General features: G+C 61.4%; 15 protein-coding genes. 8 read left to right on the top strand and 7 right to left on the bottom strand.

Annotation, left to right across the window (positions count from 1 at the left end):
- Positions 1 to 119: 119 nt before the first annotated feature.
- From BVK86_RS20855 to BVK86_RS20835, 5 genes are all read right to left on the bottom strand, one after another.
- Positions 120 to 3365, bottom strand: a complete 3246-nt coding sequence (locus BVK86_RS20855) for a transporter substrate-binding domain-containing protein (protein ID WP_075948212.1) — start codon at positions 3363 to 3365, stop codon at positions 120 to 122.
- The gene (locus BVK86_RS20850) at positions 3366 to 3992 is read right to left on the bottom strand and encodes a response regulator transcription factor (protein WP_075948211.1); all 627 of its coding nucleotides are present in this window, start codon (positions 3990 to 3992) and stop codon (positions 3366 to 3368) included.
- A 110-nt stretch (positions 3993 to 4102) separates the two neighbouring features.
- The gene (locus BVK86_RS20845; protein WP_075948210.1) at positions 4103 to 4516 is read right to left on the bottom strand and encodes a chemotaxis protein CheY; all 414 of its coding nucleotides are present in this window, start codon (positions 4514 to 4516) and stop codon (positions 4103 to 4105) included.
- Between the two features lie 262 nt (positions 4517 to 4778).
- Positions 4779 to 6116, bottom strand: coding sequence for a lysine N(6)-hydroxylase/L-ornithine N(5)-oxygenase family protein (locus BVK86_RS20840; protein WP_075948209.1), 1338 nt, complete (start codon positions 6114 to 6116; stop codon positions 4779 to 4781).
- Between the two features lie 149 nt (positions 6117 to 6265).
- Entirely contained in the window at positions 6266 to 6748 is a 483-nt protein-coding gene (locus BVK86_RS20835; RefSeq protein WP_075948208.1) for a sigma-70 family RNA polymerase sigma factor, read from the bottom strand.
- 274 nt (positions 6749 to 7022) lie between these two features.
- On the opposite strand from BVK86_RS20835, the gene BVK86_RS20830 reads away from it, so the two are divergent.
- Genes BVK86_RS20830 through BVK86_RS20820 form a run of 3 tightly spaced genes read left to right on the top strand, consistent with a single transcriptional unit; the run spans position 7023 to position 11571 of the window.
- Complete coding sequence (locus BVK86_RS20830) at positions 7023 to 8195, top strand: efflux RND transporter periplasmic adaptor subunit (protein WP_075948207.1); 1173 nt, start codon at positions 7023 to 7025, stop codon at positions 8193 to 8195.
- Positions 8196 to 10169 (top strand): MacB family efflux pump subunit, encoded by a 1974-nt coding sequence (locus BVK86_RS20825; RefSeq protein WP_075948206.1) that lies wholly within the window; start codon positions 8196 to 8198, stop codon positions 10167 to 10169.
- A gap of 7 nt (positions 10170 to 10176) precedes the next feature.
- Positions 10177 to 11571: an efflux transporter outer membrane subunit gene (locus BVK86_RS20820; protein WP_075948205.1), complete on the top strand. Its 1395-nt coding sequence runs from the start codon at positions 10177 to 10179 to the stop codon at positions 11569 to 11571.
- Between the two features lie 60 nt (positions 11572 to 11631).
- Here BVK86_RS20820 and pvdP read toward each other — a convergent pair whose 3' ends face one another.
- Positions 11632 to 13251 (bottom strand): pyoverdine maturation tyrosinase PvdP, encoded by a 1620-nt coding sequence (gene pvdP, locus BVK86_RS20815; protein WP_075948204.1) that lies wholly within the window; start codon positions 13249 to 13251, stop codon positions 11632 to 11634.
- A gap of 252 nt (positions 13252 to 13503) precedes the next feature.
- On the opposite strand from pvdP, the gene pvdM reads away from it, so the two are divergent.
- From pvdM to BVK86_RS20790, 5 genes are all read left to right on the top strand, one after another.
- A complete protein-coding gene (gene pvdM / locus BVK86_RS20810; RefSeq protein ID WP_075948203.1) occupies positions 13504 to 14853 on the top strand; it encodes a pyoverdine-tailoring dipeptidase-like protein PvdM in 1350 nt (449 codons plus the stop codon).
- Positions 14854 to 14882: 29 nt separating this feature from the next.
- Positions 14883 to 16163 carry a pyoverdine-tailoring periplasmic protein PvdN gene (gene pvdN, locus BVK86_RS20805; protein WP_075948305.1) on the top strand — a complete coding sequence of 427 codons (1281 nt, stop codon included), beginning with the start codon at positions 14883 to 14885 and terminating at the stop codon, positions 16161 to 16163.
- A gap of 154 nt (positions 16164 to 16317) precedes the next feature.
- A complete protein-coding gene (pvdO, locus tag BVK86_RS20800) occupies positions 16318 to 17196 on the top strand; it encodes a dihydropyoverdine dehydrogenase (protein WP_075948202.1) in 879 nt (292 codons plus the stop codon).
- 217 nt (positions 17197 to 17413) lie between these two features.
- Entirely contained in the window at positions 17414 to 19063 is a 1650-nt protein-coding gene (locus tag BVK86_RS20795) for a cyclic peptide export ABC transporter (RefSeq protein ID WP_075948201.1), read from the top strand.
- A gap of 239 nt (positions 19064 to 19302) precedes the next feature.
- Positions 19303 to 21780 (top strand): TonB-dependent siderophore receptor, encoded by a 2478-nt coding sequence (locus BVK86_RS20790; protein ID WP_075948200.1) that lies wholly within the window; start codon positions 19303 to 19305, stop codon positions 21778 to 21780.
- A 580-nt stretch (positions 21781 to 22360) separates the two neighbouring features.
- Here BVK86_RS20790 and BVK86_RS20780 read toward each other — a convergent pair.
- Positions 22361 to 23317: an alpha/beta hydrolase gene (locus BVK86_RS20780; RefSeq protein ID WP_075948198.1), complete on the bottom strand. Its 957-nt coding sequence runs from the start codon at positions 23315 to 23317 to the stop codon at positions 22361 to 22363.
- Positions 23318 to 23414: the final 97 nt, after the last annotated feature.

Below are 23414 nucleotides of genomic sequence, written 5' to 3'. Positions count from 1 at the left end.
CAGAACAGACACCTTTGCAGTGACTGTCCGGCCGCTAACGCGAGCAGGCTCGCTGCCACTATTGATCGGAGTTATTTACAACGCCTGACCAGCCTCAAGGGCATCGCACCGAACCGGGACTAATCGCACCGCCCCTCGAGGCTGCGGTCCAGCCGCGTCATGGCCTGTTGCAACTGCTCGACGGCAACATCGATCAGTGATGCGCGGCCCTCGGCGCAAGCACGCTCCAGTTGTTCACAACACGCCACCAACGCCTGCGCACGGACCATCTGCGCGCCGCCCTTGATGCGGTGCGCCAGGTCTCGCAAGTCGGGGTAGTTGCCAGTGCCGTGTGCCTGCAGCAGGCGCGCGCGGTCATCACGGTTGGTCGCCACCACATCGCGCAGCAGTTCGGCGATCAATTCGTTGTCCGCTCCGACATAGCTCGCCAAGCCGCTCACGTCGAACTCGCTGCTCGAGCGTTGCTCCACCGCACGGGCCGCCAGGTGTCCAAACCGTTCCGCCAACCATCTGCTCAGGTCACCCAACCGGATCGGCTTGAACAGACAGTCGTCCATGCCCGCCTCGATACAGCGAAGCTTTTCCTCCGGCTGTGCGTTGGCGGTAAACCCCAGAATCAATATTGGCGTTCCGCACTGGAAGCGTTCTTCATCGCGGATCGCACCCGCCAGTTCATAACCACTGGCAACCGGCATGTTGCAATCGGTGATGACGAGGTCCAGTTCGTGCTCAAGCCACAGTTTGAAACCCTGCCGGCCATCTTCCGCTTCCAGCACTTGATGCCCCAGATAGCTCAACTGCCGCGAAAGCAGCAAGCGATTGGCCGGGTAATCGTCGACCACCAGAATCAACAACGCTCGGCCAGGTGACGGATCGTCATGCTCGCGCACTTCAAGGGCGGGCAACGCTGGCAATGGCAGCAACTCCAGGCTGATGTCCACTCGCGTACCGCACCCGAGAACGCTGTCGAGTTGCAATCGACCGCCCATCATTTCGCACAACGTACGGCTGATCACCAGCCCAAGACCGGAGCCCTGGCGAGCTGACTGCTGACTGTTGCCGGCTTGTACGAACGGACTGAACAAACGTTGCTGGTCCAGTCGACTGATCCCGATCCCGCTGTCTTCGATACGCAGGCTGAGCGTCAGGCGCTCGGACGATGTCGGCACCAACTGTAGCGTCAGGCTGACCTCGCCCACCGGGGTGAACTTGATCGCATTGCTCAACAAATTGGACAACACCTGCTTGAAACGCGTGGGGTCGATCAGCACATCGCAGTCGCTGCGTTCGTCGAGTTCGACCCGCCAGCGCAAGTTCTTTTGCTGCGCCAGGCCTTCAAACACCCGGCACACCGAGACCACCAGTTGCCGCAAATTGGCCCGTTCCGGTGTCAGCGACAAATGCCCGGACTCGATACGCGCGATGTCCAGAATGTCGCCGATCAACCCCAGCAACTGTTGCCCGGCATCCGAAGCCACCTCGATGGCCGCGCGGTCGGTAACGCCTTCGTCTGCCCGCTTCGTCGCCAGCTCCAGCATGCCCAGCAAGGCATTCATGGGCGTACGGATTTCATGGCTCATGGTCGCCAGAAACGTGGTCTTGGCCCGGTTGGCCTCATCGGCGGCGTCCTTGGCGTCCTGCAATTGGGCCAGTAATTGCTGGCGCTGGCGGATCTGCCGACGCTGCCAGGCGATCCAGGCCACCGCGAGTAAAAGCAAGGCGCCAGCGACTGCGAACGCCTGGAAAATGCTCTGGCGATGACGCAGCCAATAGCTCTGTTCCACCATCAAGTCATTGCGCCACGGGAGTATCAGTTCGTCGATTTCTTCCGGTGGAATACTCAGCAATGCCTTGTCCAGAATCGAATGCAATTGAGTGGCATCACGACTGGTCGCCAACGTGCTTCGCGCAGGGTCGACGCCCACCGTGCTGATGACCTGCAGGCGATCACGGTATTGCCGGGAAATCAGGTAACGGGCGCTGATCAAGGAGTTGATGCCGGCATCTGCCTTGCCTTGGGCGACCATTTCCATGGCATCGGCCGAAAAAGGCGCATCGATGCACCTGATCAGCGGGAAGTATTGGCGGATGAAATCGCCGGCAATGTTGCCCGGGGTCAGCGCCAGGGTTTTTCCGGCCAGATCATCCAGCGTCCGCGGGCTGTCCGGCGCCACGCGCGTGACCAGCACCGAGGGGCTGGTCAGAAACGCCCGGGTGAACATCAAGTCCTCTTCACGCCTGGAACTGAGGCCTATGCCAGCCAGCACGTCGACCTCACCGCTTTTGATCGCCGTCATCATCTGCGCCACTGACTGCATGGGCCGGATGTCGAATTGCAAGCCGGTGCGCAGACTGATTTTCGCCAGTACATCAACACCGATACCGCGATACTTGCCCTCACTGTCGATGAACGTGATGGGCGGGATATTGTCGTTGATGGCCACACTGACGCGCGGGTGCCGGTCGAGCCAGCGTTGTTCGGCCGCGCTCAGTTGCAGCGATTGCGTGCCCGGCATGGACACCCCGCTCGCGCCCCAGCGGCGCAGGATGTTCATCTGCTCATTGGCCGTTATCGCCGACAGTGCCTGGTTGACGATGCGCAGCAATGTCGGGTTGTCGCGGGGGATGGCAAAGGCGAAGCGACCGGATTCCAAAGGCGAAAAATCCGCCAGTTGCACGTTGTTCAGGTAGTTTTTGCTGATCAGGTAATGGGCGCTGATCGCATCCCCCAGATAGACATCGGCCTGACCGAAGGCCACCGCCCCCACGGCTCCCAAAGTCGAAGGGAACAGTTCGACCTGCGCCCGGGGATAAACCTGTTGCACAGCGTGTTCAGGCAGGTAGTGATACAACATCGCCAGGCGCTTGCCGGCCAGCTGCGGGTCCAGTGCTTGCGCCGAGTCCGTGCGGGTCACCAGAACCGGCTGGTCGACCGCATAGGCGCTGGACATCAGTAGCCGCGGATCTTGCGCCTCATAGCTGTTGGCGGTGCCCAACATATCGACGGCGCCTTGCATGAGCGCCCGGATCGCCTCGTCTCGCGAGGCATAACGCTGAACCTCGACCTCCACCTGCAACAGTTGCTTGAGCAGCCCGGCGTAGTCCGCCGTCACGCCTTCAAGCGCATAACCTGTCGCTGTGATGTCGAAGGGGGGATAGTCCGGGGCAGAAACTGCCAGCACCAACCGGCCCTTTTGTTGCAGCCAGCGTGCATCGGCCGTCGTCAGTCCGGCGGTCGCCCCTTCCATAAAGGAACGCCCCAGCAGTGTCAGGGTTTGCGGCTCGGCGCCGACAACACTTGCCCATAGGCCGAGCCCTAGCAACAGCAGGTTTTTGAGGTCGTTCAGGCACCGTAAAGTATTCATTCAGATCAAATGATTGCGCCGGGCAAGATCCCTAAGGTGCACGGACGATTCCACGTTGAGCTTTTCAGTCAAACGGGTTTTGTAGGTGCTGACGGTCTTGTGGCTCAGGTGCATGATGCCGGCGATGGTCTTGTTGTTCATTCCGCGGGCCAGGTGCTGGAAAATCGTCAGTTCCCGGTCAGACAGCTTGTCGATCATCTGTTTTTCGCTGCGCTGCAATGTACTCATCGATACTGAACTGGTGGGGAGTTGCGTGAAGTAGGTGTATCCCCCTTTCACCGCGTGCACGGCCTTGTGCAAGTGCTCGAGGTCATTGCTCTTGGCGACATAGGCAGCGGCACCGGCGCGCATGCAGCGATCCTGATAAAACATCGGTTCCTGGGAGGTGAAGACCACCACGCGACAATTCACCTCATCAGCCTTGATGCGTTCCAACACATCCAGCCCGTCGAGAAACGGCAAGTTCAGGTCGAGTATCACCAGTTCCGGTTTGTGCTCACGGATCATCGGCAAGACTTCACTGCCGCTGGAAGCCTCGTGGATGAGTTTGTACCCCTCCAGCTTGAGTACGATTTTGACTGCGCCACGAATCACCGGATGATCGTCCACAATCAGCACTGACTTCATGGCAACTCCCTGGGTAAAAACACGGCAAACGAGCGTTGACAGCCTTCGAGCGAAGCCCGAATCAGACGCAGCAGCTGCGCATAGACTGTTGCATGGAATGCGCGGCCGGACTACCTGACAGAAATGACAGTGCCGACAGACGGTCGCAGTGGATCTACGAGCGCCATCAGACGCTGGATTGAGGCGAGATCCGGCAACAAGGCATGACTCACTTGAACCTTATGCTGCCCGCTGGCCGGGATCGCAGGCAGTTGCGCGCGCTGGCCGTCGTAAATCATCACGCGATCGAGCTGGCAGTTATTGAGGCAGAAATCCAGCAAGTCGAGTTTTCCGTGTCCCAGGGAGGCGTTGATGATCAACAGACCGAAGGGCTCGCTCCCGTACTCCACCAGGGTCAGCAGCTCCTCCAGGTTCAGCACCGGTGCCACCCGGTAGTAGCCGAGCTGATTGAACCAGCGTTCGATTCTCAGCCGATTGAAGTGTTGTTCGTCAGCGATCAGGATACGTGTGGACTTGTTGGACAACGTGGCCTCCCGGGTCAGATTGTTGAGGCCGCAAGACTACGGAAGACCTACCGCCCTTTCTGTAGGATTTTTCCTAAATACCAACGCGCTTGTTCTATGAGGGTGTGTTGCGGGGATCTTCAGGCAGGGTCAGAACTCAGGATGTGCGGCGTTGTTGAGGGCCCCCTCGCCAGGCCAGCTCCCGCACGGGATATTCGTCGTGTCGATATCCCGTGCAGGAACCGACTTGCTGGCGAGGGCGGCCTCAAAGCCGCCCCAAGCCTCAGCTGGCAGTGGCCAACAACAAATCCACCACCGAACGACTGTGCCCGCGATGCTTGCCATGGTCATACAGCGACCCGGCAATTTCATCGGCGCGGATCGGCAGGATCGACAACAGCGTATCGCTCAAGCCATGGCTGGCCTGGCAGAAGCCCTGCATGTAAATGCCGGCCGTGCAGCGCTCGTCGGTGATCAGCTTGTAGTTGCGATCCACCTCGAAATCACCCAGGTACTCTTCCAGGGGCGCCAGCAATTGACGGTGCATCTGCCGCTCGTAACCGGTGGCCAGCACCACCGCGTCGTAGTGGCGAACCGTGATTTCGCCGGTCGCGTTGTTGCGCACCGCCAGTTCGATACCGCGCTCGGTGGCGGTGGCTTTCTCGATCGTGGTCAGGGTGCGGAACGCGTGTCGGACAAGCCCCGAGACTTTCTGACGGTAGAAGATCCCGTAGATGCGTTCGATCAGGTCGATGTCGACCACCGAGTAGTTGGTGTTGTGGTACTCATTGACCAGACGTTCACGCTCGCTGCTCTCCTGCTGAAACACCAGATCAGTGAACTCCGGCGAGAACACTTGGTTGACGAACGGGCTGTCGTCCGCCGGTTTCAGTGCCGAGCCGCGCAGGATCATGTCGACCTGCACCGACGGGAAGCTGTCGTTGAGGTCGATGAACGCTTCCGCCGCACTCTGCCCGCCGCCGATGATCGCGATGCTCATTGGCTGATTATTCACGCACGGTTGCCTGGCCATCTGCGCCAGGTACTGCGAATGGTGGAACACCCGGCCGTCATCGTTCAGCGCCTTGAACGCTTCGGGAATACGCGGCGTGCCGCCGGCGCTGACCACCACCGAACGTGCGGTGCGCACATGCTGATGACCGGTCGAATCACGGGAAATCACCCGTAGCGCTTCGACCTGCTGGTTGTGCACCACCGGCTCGATGGTCAGCACTTCTTCGCCGTAGCGGCTCTGGCTTTCGAACTGAGCGGCGACCCAGCGCAGGTAGTCGTTGTACTCCATGCGGCAAGGATAGAAGGTGCCCAGGTTGATGAAATCCACCAGTCGCCCGTGGGCCTTGAGGTAATTGACGAACGAATACGGGCTGGTCGGGTTGCGCAGGGTCACCAGGTCCTTGAGGAAGGAAATCTGCAACTCACTCTGGGTCGACAACGTGTTGCCGTGCCAGCTGTAGTGGGCCTGCTTGTCGAGAAACAGCACATCCAGCTCGCCCTGGATCGGCCCGCGCTCTTGCAAAGCGATGGCCAGCGCCAGGTTCGAAGGGCCGAAACCGACGCCGATCAGGTCGTGAACGATGGGCGATGCAATTGCCTGTGTCATTTCCAGTGTCCTCTGGATGAACCCCGGGGCATCGGGGCAAGGAGAGCCTAAGTGACCTGACCGGCCTGGAGCAGGACAGTAGGTCGTCTGTTGATTAGGAACGAGGACAGTGAAATAAAATTTAACAAGAAGGCGTCAAAGCACGCCGATCAATGCGCATCCCATTGCAGCATGCGCACCCGGCAATGCTTCATCGCATTGACGATATGTTTCTCGACCAAGGCCTTGGAAATGCCCAACTGATCGGCGATCTCCGGATGCGACAAACCTTCGATCTTGCGCAACAGGAAACTCTCGCGGCACAGCGCTGGCAATTCCGCCAACGCGCGCTGGAGCATGTCCAGGCGCTGGCCATGATCGAGGCTGCTGAGGGGCGACGGGGTGAAATAGCGCTCTTCGTTGTCGAGCACATCCAGCGATTCGACCTGGCGCAGGGCATTGCGCCGATGGTCGTCGATCACCAGGTTCAGCGCAGTCCGATAGAGGAATGCCCGCGGCTGCGCGATCGGCGTGTCGCTGGAGCGCTCCAGGACCCGCAGATAAGCGTCATGCACCACATCTTCGGCAACCTGACGGTTGCCGAGCCTGGCGTTCAGGAAACACACCAGCTCTCGATAGTAGTTTTCCAACATGACTCCCGTCCGCACGGGTGCGGTACCTGTCCTTGAGCCTGCTCATCGCCCCGAAGGCAATGGCACGATAGTGGCAATTTGAGCTGCGTAATTTATAGTAATTCTCATATAGATTTAAAGCATTGCTTTCTATTGCCTGACAAATAGTCATGGGCTCGCACCCACCGTAGTTATCTCACCGCTTAAATTATTGGTTTCTTTCTACGTATAAAGGACAGCTCCCCGTCTTCCCGCCGCTGAACGACGGGCCGAAATCCTTTGGCCGGAACACTGCATGAAACGTCCCCGTCACACCCGACGCGCCCTGCTTGTCGCACTCAGCCTGATCCCCGTTATTGCCGTCGCAGCCTGGAAAATCATCCCGCCGGGTCGTGATCAGTTCGCCACTGTGCAGGTCACTCGCGCCGACATCGAAAGCAGTGTCACGGCATTGGGCACCCTGCAACCTCGGCGTTATGTCGACGTCGGTGCCCAGGCCTCGGGGCAAATCCACAAGATCCATGTGGAAGTCGGTGACGGGGTCAAGGAAGGCCAGTTGCTGGTGGAAATCGATCCGTCCACGCAACAGGCCAAACTCGACGCCGGACGCTTCTCCATCGAAAACCTCAAGGCGCAGCTTGAAGAGCAACGGGCGTTGCATGAACTGGCGCGGCAGAAATTCCAGCGCCAACAGAACCTCAAGGCCGGCGGTGCCACCCGCGAAGAAGATGTGCAAACCGCTCAGGCCGAACTGCGTGCCACCCAGGCACGTATCGACATGTTCCAGGCACAGATCCGCCAGGCCCAGGCCAGCCTGCGCAGCGATCAGGCCGAACTCGGTTACACGCGGATCTATGCGCCGATGGCCGGCACCGTGGTCGCCCTCGACGCTCGCGAAGGCCAGACCCTCAACGCCCAGCAGCAAACCCCGTTGATCCTGCGCATCGCCAAACTGTCGCCGATGACGGTCTGGGCCGAAGTCTCGGAAGCCGATATCGGCCATGTCAAACCAGGCATGACGGCCTGGTTCACTACCCTCAGCGGTGGCACCCGGCGCTGGAAAAGCACCGTGCGGCAGATTTTGCCGGTGCCGCCAAAGCCCCTGGATCAAACCAGTCAGGGCGGTGGCAGCCCCGCCAGTTCCAGCAAAAGCGGCAGCGCGCGCGTGGTGTTGTACACCGTGCTGCTCGACGTCGATAACGCCGACAATGCGTTGATGGCGGAAATGACCACCCAGGTATTTTTCGTCGCCGATCAGGCGCAAAACGTACTCACCGCGCCGATTGCGGCGTTGCAAGCCGGCGCACAGGCCGATCGCCAGACCGCGCAAGTGGTGGCCAGAAACGGCAGCATCGAACAGCGCAACGTCCGCACCGGCATCAGCGACCGGCTGCGGGTACAGATCCTCGACGGCTTGCAGGAAGGCGATCACCTGTTGATCGGTCCAGCCGACGGGAGTGGCGGTTGAATGCAAACGCCCCTGATCGAACTGCAGGACATCCGCAAGGCCTACGGCGGTGGCGACGCGCCTGAAGTTCACGTGTTGCGCGGCATTGACTTGTCGATCCATGCCGGAGAATTCGTGGCGATCGTCGGTGCCTCCGGCTCAGGCAAGTCGACGCTGATGAACATCCTCGGATGCCTCGACCGCCCGACCTCGGGCGAGTACCGCTTCGCCGGGGAAAACGTCGCGGCGCTCGACAGTGACGAACTGGCCTGGCTGCGCCGTGAAGCGTTCGGTTTCGTGTTCCAGGGTTATCACCTGATTCCCTCCGGCTCGGCCCAGGAAAACGTCGAGATGCCGGCGATCTACGCCGGTTGGCCGGCCGCCGAGCGCCACGCCCGCGCCGCCGCCCTGCTCGACCGTCTCGGCCTGGCCACGCGCACCGGCAACCGCCCGCACCAACTGTCCGGTGGGCAACAGCAACGGGTATCGATTGCCCGCGCCTTGATGAACGGTGGCCATATCATCCTCGCCGACGAACCCACCGGCGCCCTTGACAGCCACAGCGGCAAGGAAGTCATGGCGCTGCTCGACGAACTGGCGAGCCAGGGCCACGTCGTCATTCTGATCACCCACGACCGCGAAGTGGCGACCCGGGCCAAGCGCATCATCGAAATTCGCGACGGTCTGATCATCAGCGACAGCGTCCAGGACAACCCCGCCGCGCAAAACCCGGCCCACCCCGGCGCCCTTCAAGCCGTCGATCTACGCAAACGCCTGAGCGAAGGCGCCGAAGCAACAGGCGCCTGGAAAGGCGAACTGGTCGATGCCGTGCAAGCCGCCTGGCGGGTGATGTGGATCAACAAATTCCGCACCGCGCTGACCCTGCTGGGGATCATCATCGGCGTGGCTTCGGTGGTGGTGATGCTGGCCGTTGGCGAAGGCAGCAAGCGCCAGGTCATGGCGCAGATGGGCGCGTTCGGTTCCAACATCATTTACCTCAGCGGCTCGTCGCCCAACCCGCGAACGCCGCTGGGTATCGTCACCCTCGATGAAGTCAAGGCGGTGGCGAGCCTGCCGCAAGTGATGCGCATCATGCCGGTCAACGGCCAGGAGGCCGGGGTGCGCTTCGGCAATCTCGACCACTTGAGCTACGTCGGTGGCAACGACACCAACTTCCCGGCGATCTTCAACTGGCCGGTGGTCGAAGGCAGCTACTTCACCGAGGCCGATGAACAGAATGCCGCAGCGGTGGCGGTGATCGGTCATAAGGTGCGCACCAAACTGCTCAAGGACGTGGCCAACCCCATCGGCCAGTACATCCTGATCGAGAACGTGCCGTTCCAGGTGGTCGGCGTGCTGGCGGAAAAAGGCGCCAGCTCCGGCGACTCCGACAGCGACGACCGCATCGCCATCCCCTACTCCGCCGCCAGCGTGCGCTTGTTCGGCACGTACAACCCGGAATACGTCGCCATTGCCGCCGCCGATGCGCGCAAGGTCAAGGAGACGGAACACGCCATCGAGCAACTGATGCTGCGCCTGCACAACGGCAAGAAGGATTTCGAACTGACCAACAACGCGGCGATGATCCAGGCCGAAGCGCGCACGCAAAATACCCTGTCGCTGATGCTTGGCTCGATCGCCGCTATTTCGCTGCTGGTGGGCGGCATCGGTGTGATGAACATCATGCTCATGACCGTGCGCGAGCGCACCCGCGAGATCGGTATCCGCATGGCCACCGGCGCCCGCCAGCGAGACATCCTGCGTCAGTTTCTGACTGAAGCAGTGATGCTGTCGGTGGTCGGCGGGATTGCCGGGATTGCCCTGGCGCTGATCGTCGGCGGCGTGCTGATCCTCAGCGAAGTCGCCGTGGCGTTCTCCCTGATAGCGGTGCTGGGCGCCTTCGGCTGCGCCCTGGTCACCGGTGTTGTCTTCGGCTTCATGCCGGCCCGCAAAGCTGCCCGACTCGACCCGGTCACGGCCCTTACCAGTGAATAATCGATTGATGAAGCCGCCACTCAGCCTGTTGACCATGTGCCTGTTGCTCAGCGCCTGCGCCAGCCCTGCCCAGCGCCCGGACAGCGGCATTACGGCGCCCGCCGCCTGGCAATCGCCGCACACCGCCGGCGCCACCCGCGACAACCAGCCATGGTGGAACCGCTTCGGCAGCCCGCAACTGGGACGCCTGATCGAGCAGGCCCGCGACGGCAGCCACGACCTGGCCGCCGCCATCGCCCGGGTGCGCCAGGCACAGGCCGAAACCGTGGTCGCCGGGGGTTCGCAGTTGCCGGAGGTCAAGGCCGGGCTCAACGCCAACCGGCAGAAGCTGCTGCGCGGCGACGGTTACAGCCAACTAGATGCCGACAGTAGCAATAAGGCTGTGGACTACTTTGACGCCAACCTCACAGCCAGCTACGAAATTGATTTCTGGGGTGGCCAGCGCGCCTCCCGCGACAGTGCGCAATTTGCCCTGCGCGCCAGCGAGTTTGATCAGGCCACGGTGGAGCTGACGCTGTTGAGTGGTGTGGCCAGCGGCTACGCACAAACATTGTCGCTGCAAGAGCAGAGCCGCATTGCCGAACTGAATCTGGCCAACGCGCAGAATGCCTTGAAACTGGTGCAAACGCGTTTTGACGCGGGCTCGGCAACGGCGCTGGAACTGGCGCAGCAGAAAAGCCTGGTGGCGGCGCAGCAACGGCAATTGCCGCTGGTGCAGCAACAGGCCAGGGATGCGCAGATCAGCCTCGCCACCCTGCTCGGTCGTCCGGTGCAGGAATTGGCACTCGGTCAGGAACGCTTTGATCAGTTGTCATGGCCGGCCATCGATGCCGGCGTGCCCAGCCAATTGCTCAGCCGCCGCCCGGACATCGCCCGCGCCGAAGCGCAATTGTCCGCGGCCCAGGCCGACGTCACCGTCGCCCGCGCTGCCATGTTGCCGACCGTCACCCTGAGCGCGGAAATCGGCTCCGGCGCCGACCGCGCGAATGACATTCTGCGCAGCCCCTTCTACAACCTCACGGCCGGATTGCTCGCGCCGGTGTTCAACAATGGTCGCCTGGGCGCCGAGCGCGACAAGGCCACGGCCCGCCAGGAAGAACTGCTGGAAACCTATCGTGGCGCGATCATCAACGGTTTCGCTGATGTGGAAAAAGCGCTCAACAGCATTCGCGGGCTGGACGAACAGCGGCGGTGGCAAAGCGAAGAACTGAACCAGGCCCAAACCGCGTTCGACCTTGCCCAGCGTCGCTATGAGGCGGGTGCAGAGGATTGGCTGACGGTGCTGGAGACCCAGCGCACGCTGTATGCAGCGCAAGACTTGAATGTGCAGCTGCGGTTGTCGCGAATGCAGGCGAGCATTGCGTTGTACAAGGCGCTTGGGGGGGAGTGGCAGGTTTTGTAGTTGCGGTGCTTGTCCGGTCGCCATCGCTGGCAAGCCAGCGATCGAACGATAACGCGCTGCTCAGGCCTGACTTTGCCTGGCCTTCAAATGCCGCGCATACCACGGCCGTTGCGGCACTTTGCGGAACAGGTCGGCGAGTTTCTTGTCATCCTCGCCAAAGGTAATCCGCAGCGCCAGCTTCATGGTTTCCGGGTCCATTTCCACCGACTTGCCGGCCTGCAACCCTGGCGTGGTGCTGCAACCGTGGGTGCTCGGGCCGAGCCACGGGTCGTCGATCTCGACCCAGCGCCCCGGCGCAAACCACGGCACGCCATTGACCTCAAGCCGACTGACCTCCCCCGGATGAAAACGCTCATGGGCGCGGAACCAGTCTTCCAGGCGATCATCGATCCAGCCATGAAAATGCCAGAACACCGGGTTTACATGGGACGAAAACGGGTCACCCAGAAAGTCGTTTTCCGGCGCATACCAACGCGCGGAAAAATCCGCCGGAGCGCGGGCGAACGGCACCGGCTGGCCATTGGACGGATCACGCGGCACCGAGGCCCAGCGCATGTGCAGCCAGTCGTGCAAGCCCAACTCCACCTCGGAGCCAAACTGCCCCAGCGTCAGCTTCGACAAATAACGCGGATCGCGATACTGCGATTCCCAAACCTGGAAATTGCTGTGGTAGGTCTCGGCGGTCTTGATGTCGCTGACCCATTGCGAGTACTCGTCATCGTCCTCGGCCAGCCAGGTCGGCGGCAGCGCCGTGCCGTCATGGTTGTCGAAGTAGTTGGCGAAGCCGATGCGGTCCCGGGCCAGTTCAGGTTGCGGCAGCGGGAAATGCGTCCACGACGGCAAATCCTGCAGTGAGCGCGCGGTGCCGAGCATGTGCCTGTGCATGAAGAAAAAATCCACGCCCGAGCCATTGCGATCCTTGCGTTTGCCACGGGCATCACGCTCCTGGTCCCGGGGGCCAGGCTGCCAGCCGATACCGCGCAAGGCGCTGCGCTTGTCTTCGGGCAAGCTGTGCCACTTGTCCCGTGACGCATGCCAGAGCTGGTGAAACAGGCGATGCTCCTGAGACGTCAGCCATGCCAACAACGGTGGATTCAGACCGGTGCGCTCGCGGGCTTCGGGAAAGACTTTTTTCACGGCGACAAAACGGTTGTCCTGCGCCGTCAGCATCAAGGGCCGATCCAGATCCAGCACGCGACCGCTGAGCGAACCGCTGCCGGCATTGCCGAACCCGGCCCAGACTTCGTCCAGCGCCATGCTGAATTCGTAATCACAGCGCCCGTTGGCACTGACCAGGCGCCAGCTCAACGGCGCCGGTTTGACCCCGGCCAGATCGCCGAGCACCCGGTAGCGAGGTTGTTCGCTGGAACGCAAACGTTCGGCCGTGTCGAGATGACCGATCAGCCCACGGCCTTTGTGACCGATGTCGAGAAACACTTCCAGCCCGTCCAGCGGCAAGCCCTCAAGCCCGGCGTCACGGCCCTCGAAACGAATCTGCCAGACACCGCGCAGCGTATCCGCCAAGCGCTGGCCGGCGACATCCGCCACATCGAATGAAGCCTCACCCGGCGTGATCGTCGGGTCCGGCTTCGTCCATTCGCGATGCCCATAAAAAGCCCCAGGCACGGCAGCGCTGGTCAGCGCCAGACCCGCCATGAACCCTCGTCGAGAAATCGTCATTGCCCTACCTGTGTCAGCCATGAAGCAGGCTTTATCCAAGCTAGAACGTTTGTTGCCCCAACAAATTTAAAAGCTTCGCGAGCAGGCTCGCTCCCACAGGGATTTCTGCAAATACCGAAGATTCAATGTGTGCGAGCCTGCTCGCGAAGAGGCCAGCACAGACACCTAAATTTCCGGCTCCGCCGCTCGTTCCCCCCAGATAGCAAAGGCCCCTGCGCCTGCACCTCGAAGGCGAACCTGACTGAGACGGCAATGACAAAACCACGTTCGAAAAAGGCTCTTTACATCGGCCTGCCGCTGGCCCTGGCGATCAGCGCAGGTGCCGGCTTCGCGGCCTGGGATTACGTGTTCAAGGACAACCCCGGTTACCCGGTCAAGGTGATGAAACAGGCCGATGAACTGCATGAACGCCTTCTCTCGTTCGACAGCCACATCACCGTGCCGATGGACTTCGGTACCGCCGGCAACGAAGCCGACAAGGACGGCAGCGGCCAGTTCGACCTGGTCAAAGCCGGGCGCGGTCGTCTGTCGGGGGCAGCGCTGACCATCTTCGGCTGGCCGGAAATCTGGAACGGCCCCAACGCGCCGCACCGCCCCACCGCCGGCTTCATCGAAGAAGCGCGCTTCGAGCAGGAAACCCGCTACAAGATCATCACCACGCTGGTGCGTGACTTCCCCAATCAGGTGGCCATCGCCTACACCCCCGACGATTTCCGCCGCCTGCATGGCGAAGGCAAGTTCGCGATTTTCATGAGCATGCTCAACGCCTATCCCCTGGGCAACGACCTCAACGCCCTGGACAAATGGGCCGCGCGGGGCATGCGCATGTTCGGCTTCAGTTATGTGGGCAACAACGCCTGGGCCGATTCGTCGCGGCCACTGCCGTTCTTCAACGATTCGCGGGACGCCCTCGGCGGGCTCTCTGACATCGGCAAACAAGCGGTGCACCGCCTCAATGATTTGGGGGTGATCATCGATGTGTCGCAGATGTCGACCAAGGCCCTGGAGCAAGTCGCACGCTTGAGCCGCACGCCGATGGTCGCCTCGCATTCGGCGCCGCGCGGGCTGGTGGATATTCCGCGCAACCTCAGCGACCACGAAATGCAGCTGATCAAGGACAGTGGCGGTGTGGTGCAGATTGTCGGTTTCCCGACCTACATCCGTCCCCTGAGCCAGGCCACCCAGGACAAACTCAACGCCCTGCGTGCGCGTTTCGATCTGCAACCGTTGCAAGGTCTTGAGATGGCGCTGATGCCGGGTGACCCGATCATCACCGTCTGGTCCGAGCAACGCTTCGGCGAATACGCCAGCCAGCTCTACGCCATCGTCGACGAAGAACCCAAGGCGACCCTCAAGGATTACGGCGACGCGATTGACTATGCGGTAAAAAAAATCGGTATCGATCACGTCGGCATCAGCTCCGACTTCAACGATGGCGGTGGCATCGATGGCTGGAAGGATGTCAGCGAAGCACGCAATGTCACCGCCGAGCTGATCAGCCGCGGCTACAGCGAGGCCGACATCGCCAAGCTCTGGGGCGGCAACTTCCTGCGGGTCTGGGACCAGGTCGAGAAATCGTCCCGACCGGTCGCCAGAAACTGATGCCACGTTTGCCAAGCGAAGTCGAAACCATGACCAACCGTCGTTCATTCCTCAAGCAGGCCGGCATTCTCGCCGCCGGTCTTCCACTGACTGCCGGCGTGAATCTTCCGGCGCTGGCCAGCCATCCCCATCCGTCGCCCAAGGGCCAATGGGCACAACTGCGCCAGCTGTTCACTCAGGACCCGGACTACCTGCACTTCGCCAATTTCCTGGTGACCTCGCACCCGACACCGGTGCGTAACGCGATCGACATGCACCGCGCCAACCTCGACCGCAACCCCGGCCGCGCCATGGACTGGGACCTGCAGGAAACCGAGAAACGCGAGCACAACGTGCGGGTCTGGGCCGGGCGTTATCTCAACGCCAAGCCTGAGCAGATCGCGCTGACCGGCAGCACCACCGAAGGCCTGGCGATGATCTACGGCGGCATTCATGTGCGCCCGGAGCAGGAAATCCTGGTCAGCGAACACGAACACTACTCCACCCACTACACCCTGGAATTCCGGCAGCAACGCCAGGGTACAAAGGTGCGCAAGCTCAAGCTGTTCGAGAACAGTCGCGACATTTCCGTGGATGAAGTACTCGACGCGATCACCAAGGGCATCCGCCCGCAAACCCGCGTATTGGGCATGACCTGGGTGCAATCGGGCAGTGGCGTGAAACTGCCGATCGGTGAAATCGGCAAATTGGTCGAAGCGCTGAACCGTCAGCGCGATGAAAAGGACCGCATCCTTTATGTGGTCGACGGCGTGCACGGCTTTGGCGTCGAGAACATGGACTTCCCCGACATGCATTGCGATTTTTTCATCGCTGGCACCCACAAATGGATGTTCGGCCCCCGGGGCACCGGGATCATTTGCGCGCGTTCGGCCGAGGTCAGGGACGTCACACCGATCATTCCGACCTTCAGCGAAGCCACCGACTTCGCCACCCTCATGACCCCCGGCGGCTATCACAGTTTCGAACACCGCTGGGCGGTGGACGAAGCGTTCAAGCTGCACCTGGTGCTGGGCAAGGCCGGCGTTCAGGCGCGCATTCACGAACTCAACACCTATGCCAAGAATCGCCTGCTGGAACAGCCACGAATCGAACTGGTCACCCCGCACAGTCCGCAGCTGTCGGCCGGTTTCACGTTCTTCCGGATCAAGGATAGGGACTGCGAAAAAGTCGCCGCGGGGCTGATGCAGAACCGCGTGGTCTGCGACTCGGTCGACCGTGACGCCGGCCCGGTAATCCGTATCGCCCCCGGCCTGCTCAACAGCGAACACGAAATCGACCGCCTCATGGCGCTGCTGAATAAAACAGCATGACGGCATGACGCTGAACCCTGTGGGAGCGAGCCTGCTCGCGATGGGGCCGCCACATCCATCATCGATGCTACCGGTTCGACCGATTTCGCGAGCAGGCTCGCGCCCACATTGGACCTCGTACGACACCCGCTTTTTTCTTTGATCGAGATGACCCATGAACACTGATCTGCTGACTCTGCCGCTCAAGGCCATCGCCTTGTCCGCCCTCATGGCCGGCCTGCTGCCCATTGCTGCCAGCGCCGCCACGGCCCCGCCACCGGGCAAGGTCTTCAAGGACTGCAAGCACTGCCCGGAAATGGTCGTTCTGCCGGCCGGCACCTTCACCATGGGCACGCCCGATGACGAAGTCGGCCGCGAGCCCGATGAAGGGCCGATGCATGATGTGACCTTCGCCAAGCCCTTCGCCATGAGCCGTTTCCAGATCACCGCCGGCGAGTGGGACAGCTACGTGAAGGAAAGCGGTGTGACCATCGCCAACGGCGATACCCGCCCCGGTCGCGAGTGCATCGCCAGCAAGCCGCGTTATCCACAGAGCCCGCGCCAGCCGGCGGTGTGCATGAACTTCGATGACGTCAAAAACTACGTCGCCTGGCTGTCGAACAAAACCGGGCAGAAATACAGCATGGTCAGCGAAGCCCAGCGCGAATACGCCGCACGTGGCGGCACCAAGGGGCCGTTCCCCTTCCCGTTCGATGAAGGCAAGCAATACAGCATCGCCAGGCACGCCAACACCTACGGCCCGGCAGACGGCTACAGCTACTCCTCGCCGGTGGGCAGCTACCCGCCCAATGCCTTTGGCCTGTACGACATGCACGGCAACGTCTACGAATGGGTCGAAGATTGCGAACACCCGAACTACATCGGCGCGCCCACCGACGGCAGCGCCTGGCTGGAACCGAACTGCGAAGCGGTGCGCATCCGCGGCAACGACTGGGGTGAAGCACCGGTGTTCTCCCGCTCGGGCAACCGCAACAGCCAGTACCCGCAAGAGCGTGGAGACTGGATGGGCTTTCGTGTAGTGCGCCACTTCTAAGGCGCACCACTTTCCCCCTGTGGGAGCCAGCCTGCTGGCGATGACTGACTTCCAGTCGATTAAAATATCGCCTGACAGTCCGCTATCGCCAGCAGGCTGGCTCCCACAGGGTTCAGCAGTGTGAGCATCCTCACCGCCAGTCGCCAAGCTTCTAAATTAACCCCTCGACCAGACGTTCTACTGGGTATCTGCCTTACGACCCAAGGAACTGTCTTCCATGACCCAGCCCACACGCGGCGCCCTCGGCGAATTGTTCGCCCTGCTCAAACCCTTTCGACTGATCGTCGCCGCGTCCATCTTCCTGGGTATGGTCGGCGGCCTGAGCGTCACGGTGTTGCTGGCGACCATCAACAACGCGTTGCATTCCGACAGCGGCCTGACCCAGGGCGTGGTGGCGCTCTTCGCCGGCCTGTGTCTGTTGGCGCTGGCCAGCTCGATCTGCTCCGACATCGGCACCAACTATGTCGGCCAGCACATCATCGCCAAGCTGCGTAAACAGTTGGGTGAAAAAGTCCTGTCGGCGCCAATCGAACAGATCGAGCGCTATCGCAGCCATCGTCTGATCCCGGTGCTGACCCACGACGTCGACACCATCAGCGACTTCGCCTTCGCCTTCGCGCCGCTGGCGATTTCCGTGACCGTGACCCTGGGTTGCATGGGCTACCTGGCGATCCTGTCGTGGCCGTTGTTCCTGATCATGGTCGCGGCGATCCTGATCGGCACGGCGATCCAGGCCTACGCGCAAAGCAAAGGCGTGCAGGGTTTCATGGCCGCCCGTGAGGCCGAAGACGAGTTGCAGAAGCACTACAACGCAATTGCCGAAGGCGCCAAGGAACTGCGCATTCACCGGCCACGCCGCCAGCGCATGTTCACTTCGGGCATCAAGGGCACCGCCGAATTCATTTGCGACACCCAGGTCCGTTCGATCAACACGTTCGTGATCGCCAAAACCTTCGGTTCGATGCTGTTCTTCGTGGTCATCGGCCTGGCGCTGGCCTTGCAAACCTTCTGGCCGAGCGCCGACAAGACCGTCATGAGCGGTTTCGTGCTGGTGCTGCTGTACATGAAAGGCCCGCTGGAACACTTGATCAGTACCCTGCCAATCGTCAGCCGCGCGCAGATTGCCTTTCGCCGCATCGCCGAATTGTCCGAGCAGTTTTCCACCCCTGAGCCGCACCTGCTGCTCAGCGATCAAGGCCACGTCAAACCCGCCGTGCACACGCTGCAATTGGCGGACGTGCGTTACGCCTTCCCGTCGGTGGACGGTGCGGCGCCGTTCCAGTTGGGGCCGGTCAACCTGACCATCAAACAGGGCGACATCACCTTCATCGTCGGCGAAAACGGTTGCGGCAAGACCACCCTGATCAAGTTGCTGCTGGGCCTGTACACCCCGCAGCAGGGGCAGATCCGCGTCAACGGCGAGGCCATCGACGCACAGAATCGCGACGACTATCGCCAGCTGTTCACCACCATTTTCGCCGACTACTACCTGTTCGACGACGTGGTCCAGGGCGACACGCAGATCCCGGAAGATGCCAACAACTACCTGCAACGCCTGGAGATCGCGCACAAGGTCAGCGTGAAGGACGGCAACTTCACCACCACTGATCTTTCCACCGGCCAGCGCAAACGCCTGGCACTGGTCAATGCCTGGCTGGAAGAACGCCCGGTGCTGGTGTTCGACGAATGGGCCGCCGACCAGGACCCGACCTTCCGCCGGATTTTCTACACCGAGCTGCTGCCGGACCTGAAGCGCCTGGGCAAGACCATCATCGTGATCTCCCACGATGACCGTTACTTCGATGTCGCCGACCAGCTGGTGCGCATGGAAAGCGGCCGGGTTGTTACCGAACTGATGCCTGCCTGATCGCCCCTTTCGAGACCTTCGCAGAACCTGTGGGAGCGGGCTTGCCCGCGATGGGTCCATCACTTTCAACATGGATGTCGATCGAGCCACCGCTATCGCGGGCAAGACCGCTCACAGGTTCTGCGCTGGGCTGGCCCCTCTGAAAATTATTTTTCCGGTTTCCTGTCAGTGCCCCGTCTTAATAATCATTCCCATTAACAAAAACTCTACACGACACTTTTCAGGAGCACAGGCAAGTAATGCGATCTCTTCCACGCCGCACACCTCTCGCGCTGGCCGTACAGCGCCCGACTTTGCATAGAACCTTGCTGACCAGCGTGCTGCTGACCGCCACCTTGCTGGGGAGCTCGATGGCCAATGCTGCACCTGTAAAAGTCAGTATCCCGGTTCAGCCGCTGTCCAGCGCGCTGACCCAATTGGGCATGCAGACCAACCTGCAAATCCTGTACAGCCCGGACCAGGTGGCCGGCCTGAAATCCCGTGCGGTCTCCGGTTCGCTGGAGCCTTCCGAGGCGCTGGCCGAGTTGCTTAAAGGCACCGGTATTTCGTTCCAGATCAACGGCAACAGCGTGACGCTGATGTCGGGCGGCTCTTCCAGCCTGCAACTGGGCGCGACCACCATCTCCGGCCAGGCCCTGGGCCTGACCACCGAAGACACCGGTTCCTACACCACCGGCGCCACCACCACCGCCACCAAGCTGCCGCTGACCATTCGCGAAACGCCGCAATCGGTGACCGTGGTTACCCGCCAGCAGATGGACGACCGTGGCGTCACCAGCGTTGCCGACGCACTGCGCAGCACGCCCGGCGTCACGACGCAGAAGTACGACAGCGACCGTACCGAGTTTTCCGCCCGGGGCTTCGCCATCACCAACTATCAATACGATGGCGTGAACATTCCTTACGACGGTGTCTACGGGGAAAACCCGAACAACAGCGACGACTCCGCCAGCCTCGACCGCATCGAAGTCATCAAGGGCGCGACCGGGCTGATGACCGGTGCCGGCGATCCGTCCGCCACCGTCAACCTGGTGCGCAAGAAGCCGACCAAGGAATTCAAGGCGTCGGTCAGCGGCACGGTCGGTTCGTGGGACAACTACCGCACCGAAGGCGACATTTCCGGCCCGCTCAACGACTCCGGCACCGTGCGCGGCCGCTTTGTCGGCGCCCTGCAGGACAAAGATTCGTACATCGACCACTACAGCCAGAAGAAAGACCTGTACTACGGCATCCTCGAAGCCGACCTGACCGACGACACTCTGCTGACCGTGGGCGTCGACAAGTCCAGCGCCACCCCGCGCGGCAGTTCCTGGACCGGTAACACGGCGTACTTCGCCGATGGCGGCCGAACCGATTTCACCCGCAGTTTCAACCCGGGTGCTGACTGGAGCCGTCGTGACTTCGACAGCATCACCTACTTCGCCTCCCTGGAGCAGGCACTGGCCAACGGCTGGAAATTCAAGGCCAGCTTCGATCAGAAAACCACCGATCACGACACCCAACTGGCCTCGGCCAGCGGCGGTTTTCCAGATCGTGCCACTGGCGAAGGCATGTCCTTCTACTGGGGCCGCTGGGAAGGCCATCGTGTGCAGAACACCGCTGACGTGAACGTCTCCGGTCCGTTCAGCCTGGGCGGACGCGAGCATGAACTGGTGGCCGGTTTCATGACCTCCCACTCGCGTCAGACTGGCGCGACTTACGATTCCAGCGCGTTCGGCCAAGTCACGGGTAACATCTTTGACTGGGAAGGCCATGTGGCCAAGCCGGACTTCCCGAAAAACGGCAAGTACGAGCGCACCCTAAGCCAGAACGGCGCTTACCTGGCCACGCGCCTGCGTCCGACCGACGACCTGTCGTTCATCGTTGGCGGTCGTGTGAGTACCTTCAAGTACAACGAGGACTACGCCTATTATCCGGGCACCGGCCAGGTCGATACTCAGGCCAGCTACAAGGAACACGGCGTTGTCACGCCTTACGCCGGCGTGGTCTACGACCTGGACGATACGTACTCGGTGTACGCCAGCTACACCAACATTTACCAGCCACAAATCAACAAGGACATCAATGGCAAGACCCTGGACCCGGTTGAAGGTGACGCCTACGAAACCGGTCTGAAAGCAGCCTACTTCGAAGGCAAACTGAACGCCAGCCTGGCCTTTTTCCGCATCGAACAGGACAACGTTGCTGAGTCGATCGGCACTAATGAGGTCACCGGCGACGGAATTTTCAGAGCTGTCGACGGTGCCACCACCAATGGTGTTGAACTGGAACTGGCCGGTGAACTGGCACAGGACTGGAACGTTTCGGCCGGGTACACCTATGCCCGGACCCGCGACCAGGACCATGAACGCATCTACGGCTACCCGCTGGCCACCACCAAACCGGAACACACCGTACGCACCTTCACCACCTACCGCCTGCCCGGCGCCCTGGACCAGGTCACCGTCGGTGGCGGTGTGAGCTGGCAGAGCGCGTTCTACGGTCAGAGCTACAGCCCCAATGTCGGCAACGGTGAAGGCGGCAGCACGTCACTCAAACAAGGCGGCTACACCCTCGTGGACCTGATGACCCGCTATCAGTACGACGAACACCTGAGCTTCACCGCCAACGCCTACAACGTCTTCGACAAGAAGTACCTGACAGGCCTGGGCAACTTCGGCACCACCTTCTACGGCGAGCCGCGCAACTTCCAACTCACGGCGAAGTACGATTTCTGAACCGTTGAGCTGACCTGAAAAATGCCCGTGTCGTGAGAGGCGGGCATTTTTTTTGCCCGCGATATCCCGATCAAGCACCTGCATATTCGTTGATGCGTTCCCCACCGCGCGCCCTGGTAGAAGCCGCCTGTTTAATCGTTCGCACGCATTCCCCTGTAGGAACCGGCTTGCTGGCGATGGTGGTGTGTGAGTCTCGGTATTTTTTGAGCGTGTACATATCCATTGCTGAGGTAACGGCTGCTTAGGGTTCCGCTCTTACAGCGGGTCACTTTGGAAAAGCCCCAAAGTAACCAAAGGGCTCTTGCCCCTTTCGTTCGGTGCCTCGCCTAGGCTCGGCATGCCCTCGCTCCGGTCCTGCTCCGTGGGCCCGCCGGCCTGGTCGCCAGCTCGCACGCATTCCCCCTGTAGGAGCCGGCTTGCTGGCGATGGCGGCCGTTCAGACGACATCGCTGTGCCTGACACGCCGCTATCGCCAGCAAGCCGTCTTCCAAGGGTTTCGCGTTATCTGTATTTGCCGGGACGATAGCTCAAAAAAAACCGCCATCCCCTTTCAAAGGCATGGCGGTTTTTTTCATTCAGCTCAAAACCGCGAACGCACCCACCCCGCCACTTCCACATGAATCCCTTCCACCTCACTCAACAACCCCGCCATGCGCAAAAAGTCGTGGGTCATGCCCGATTGTTCGAGCAAGGTCACGTCGTTGCCGGCCGCGCGCAAGCGTTCGGCATAGGCCAGGCCTTCGTCGTGCAGTGGATCATGCCCGGCCAGGTACACCAGCGCCGGGGCCATGCCGGACAGGTCTTCAGCCAGCAGCGGTGAGCAGCGCCAGTCCGCCAGGTCTGCCGGGGTGCGGCCGTAGTGGGCGTAGAACCAGTCCAGGGTCGGGGTTTCCAGCAGGTATCCTTCGGCAAATTCGCGATGGGAAGCGCGGTAAGTGGTGGCGTCGGTGACCGGGTACACCAGCAATTGCGCCTTGGGTTTCAGCGCCAGTTCTTCGGGTTCACGCACGGCCATCAACGACAACACGGTGGCCAGGGTCGCGCCGACGCTGTCACCGGCCAGTGCCACCCGTGAAGCGTCCAGACCACGGGCCGCGCCTTCGCGCACCAGCCAGTTGCCGGCATCGCACGCGTCCTGCACCGGGGTCGGGAAACGCCATTCCGGCGCCAGTCGATAATCCACGGTCAACAGGGCAAAACCACCTTGCGCCGCCAGACGACGGCACAACGCATCGTGGGAATCGAGGCTGCCGACCACATAGCCGCCACCGTGGAAATACAACATCACCGGTTGCAGGCCGTCGACCGCCTGCCCGTTGCGATACAGCCGCGCCGCCAGGCTGTGACCGTCCCGCGCGGCAATGGTGAAATCCTCGCAAGCAATGTTGTCCAGTGGCACATCGAGAAACGTCGAGGACGCTTCGAAGTCGATCCGCGCCTGTTGCGGGGTCTGCTCGTGCATCGCGCGACTTTTACCGGTCAGGCGGCCGAACTCGGCGAGTTCGAGGAAAGCTTCAAGTTCTGGCAACACAGCCATGGGACGAGTCCTTTTACGCAAAGAGGTCAAAAATCAATCTTGAAGCGACCGACGAACCTGTGGCGAGGGAGCTTGCTCCCGCTGGGCTGCGAAGCGG

It is taken from the genome of Pseudomonas reinekei (assembly GCF_001945365.1).
GTDB lineage: Bacteria > Pseudomonadota > Gammaproteobacteria > Pseudomonadales > Pseudomonadaceae > Aquipseudomonas > Aquipseudomonas reinekei.
This window is presented reverse-complemented; position numbering and strand designations above follow the sequence as displayed.

Coding starts and splice junctions, on each gene's coding strand:
- BVK86_RS20855 (WP_075948212.1), bottom strand. CDS start 3,365: ATGAATACTTTACGGTGCCTGAACGACCTCAAAAACCTGCTGTTGCTA.
- BVK86_RS20850 (WP_075948211.1), bottom strand. CDS start 3,992: ATGAAGTCAGTGCTGATTGTGGACGATCATCCGGTGATTCGTGGCGCA.
- BVK86_RS20840 (WP_075948209.1), bottom strand. CDS start 6,116: ATGACACAGGCAATTGCATCGCCCATCGTTCACGACCTGATCGGCGTC.
- BVK86_RS20835 (WP_075948208.1), bottom strand. CDS start 6,748: ATGTTGGAAAACTACTATCGAGAGCTGGTGTGTTTCCTGAACGCCAGG.
- BVK86_RS20830 (WP_075948207.1), top strand. CDS start 7,023: ATGAAACGTCCCCGTCACACCCGACGCGCCCTGCTTGTCGCACTCAGC.
- BVK86_RS20825 (WP_075948206.1), top strand. CDS start 8,196: ATGCAAACGCCCCTGATCGAACTGCAGGACATCCGCAAGGCCTACGGC.
- BVK86_RS20820 (WP_075948205.1), top strand. CDS start 10,177: ATGAAGCCGCCACTCAGCCTGTTGACCATGTGCCTGTTGCTCAGCGCC.
- pvdP (WP_075948204.1), bottom strand. CDS start 13,251: ATGACGATTTCTCGACGAGGGTTCATGGCGGGTCTGGCGCTGACCAGC.
- pvdM (WP_075948203.1), top strand. CDS start 13,504: ATGACAAAACCACGTTCGAAAAAGGCTCTTTACATCGGCCTGCCGCTG.
- pvdN (WP_075948305.1), top strand. CDS start 14,883: ATGACCAACCGTCGTTCATTCCTCAAGCAGGCCGGCATTCTCGCCGCC.
- pvdO (WP_075948202.1), top strand. CDS start 16,318: ATGAACACTGATCTGCTGACTCTGCCGCTCAAGGCCATCGCCTTGTCC.
- BVK86_RS20795 (WP_075948201.1), top strand. CDS start 17,414: ATGACCCAGCCCACACGCGGCGCCCTCGGCGAATTGTTCGCCCTGCTC.
- BVK86_RS20790 (WP_075948200.1), top strand. CDS start 19,303: ATGCGATCTCTTCCACGCCGCACACCTCTCGCGCTGGCCGTACAGCGC.
- BVK86_RS20780 (WP_075948198.1), bottom strand. CDS start 23,317: ATGGCTGTGTTGCCAGAACTTGAAGCTTTCCTCGAACTCGCCGAGTTC.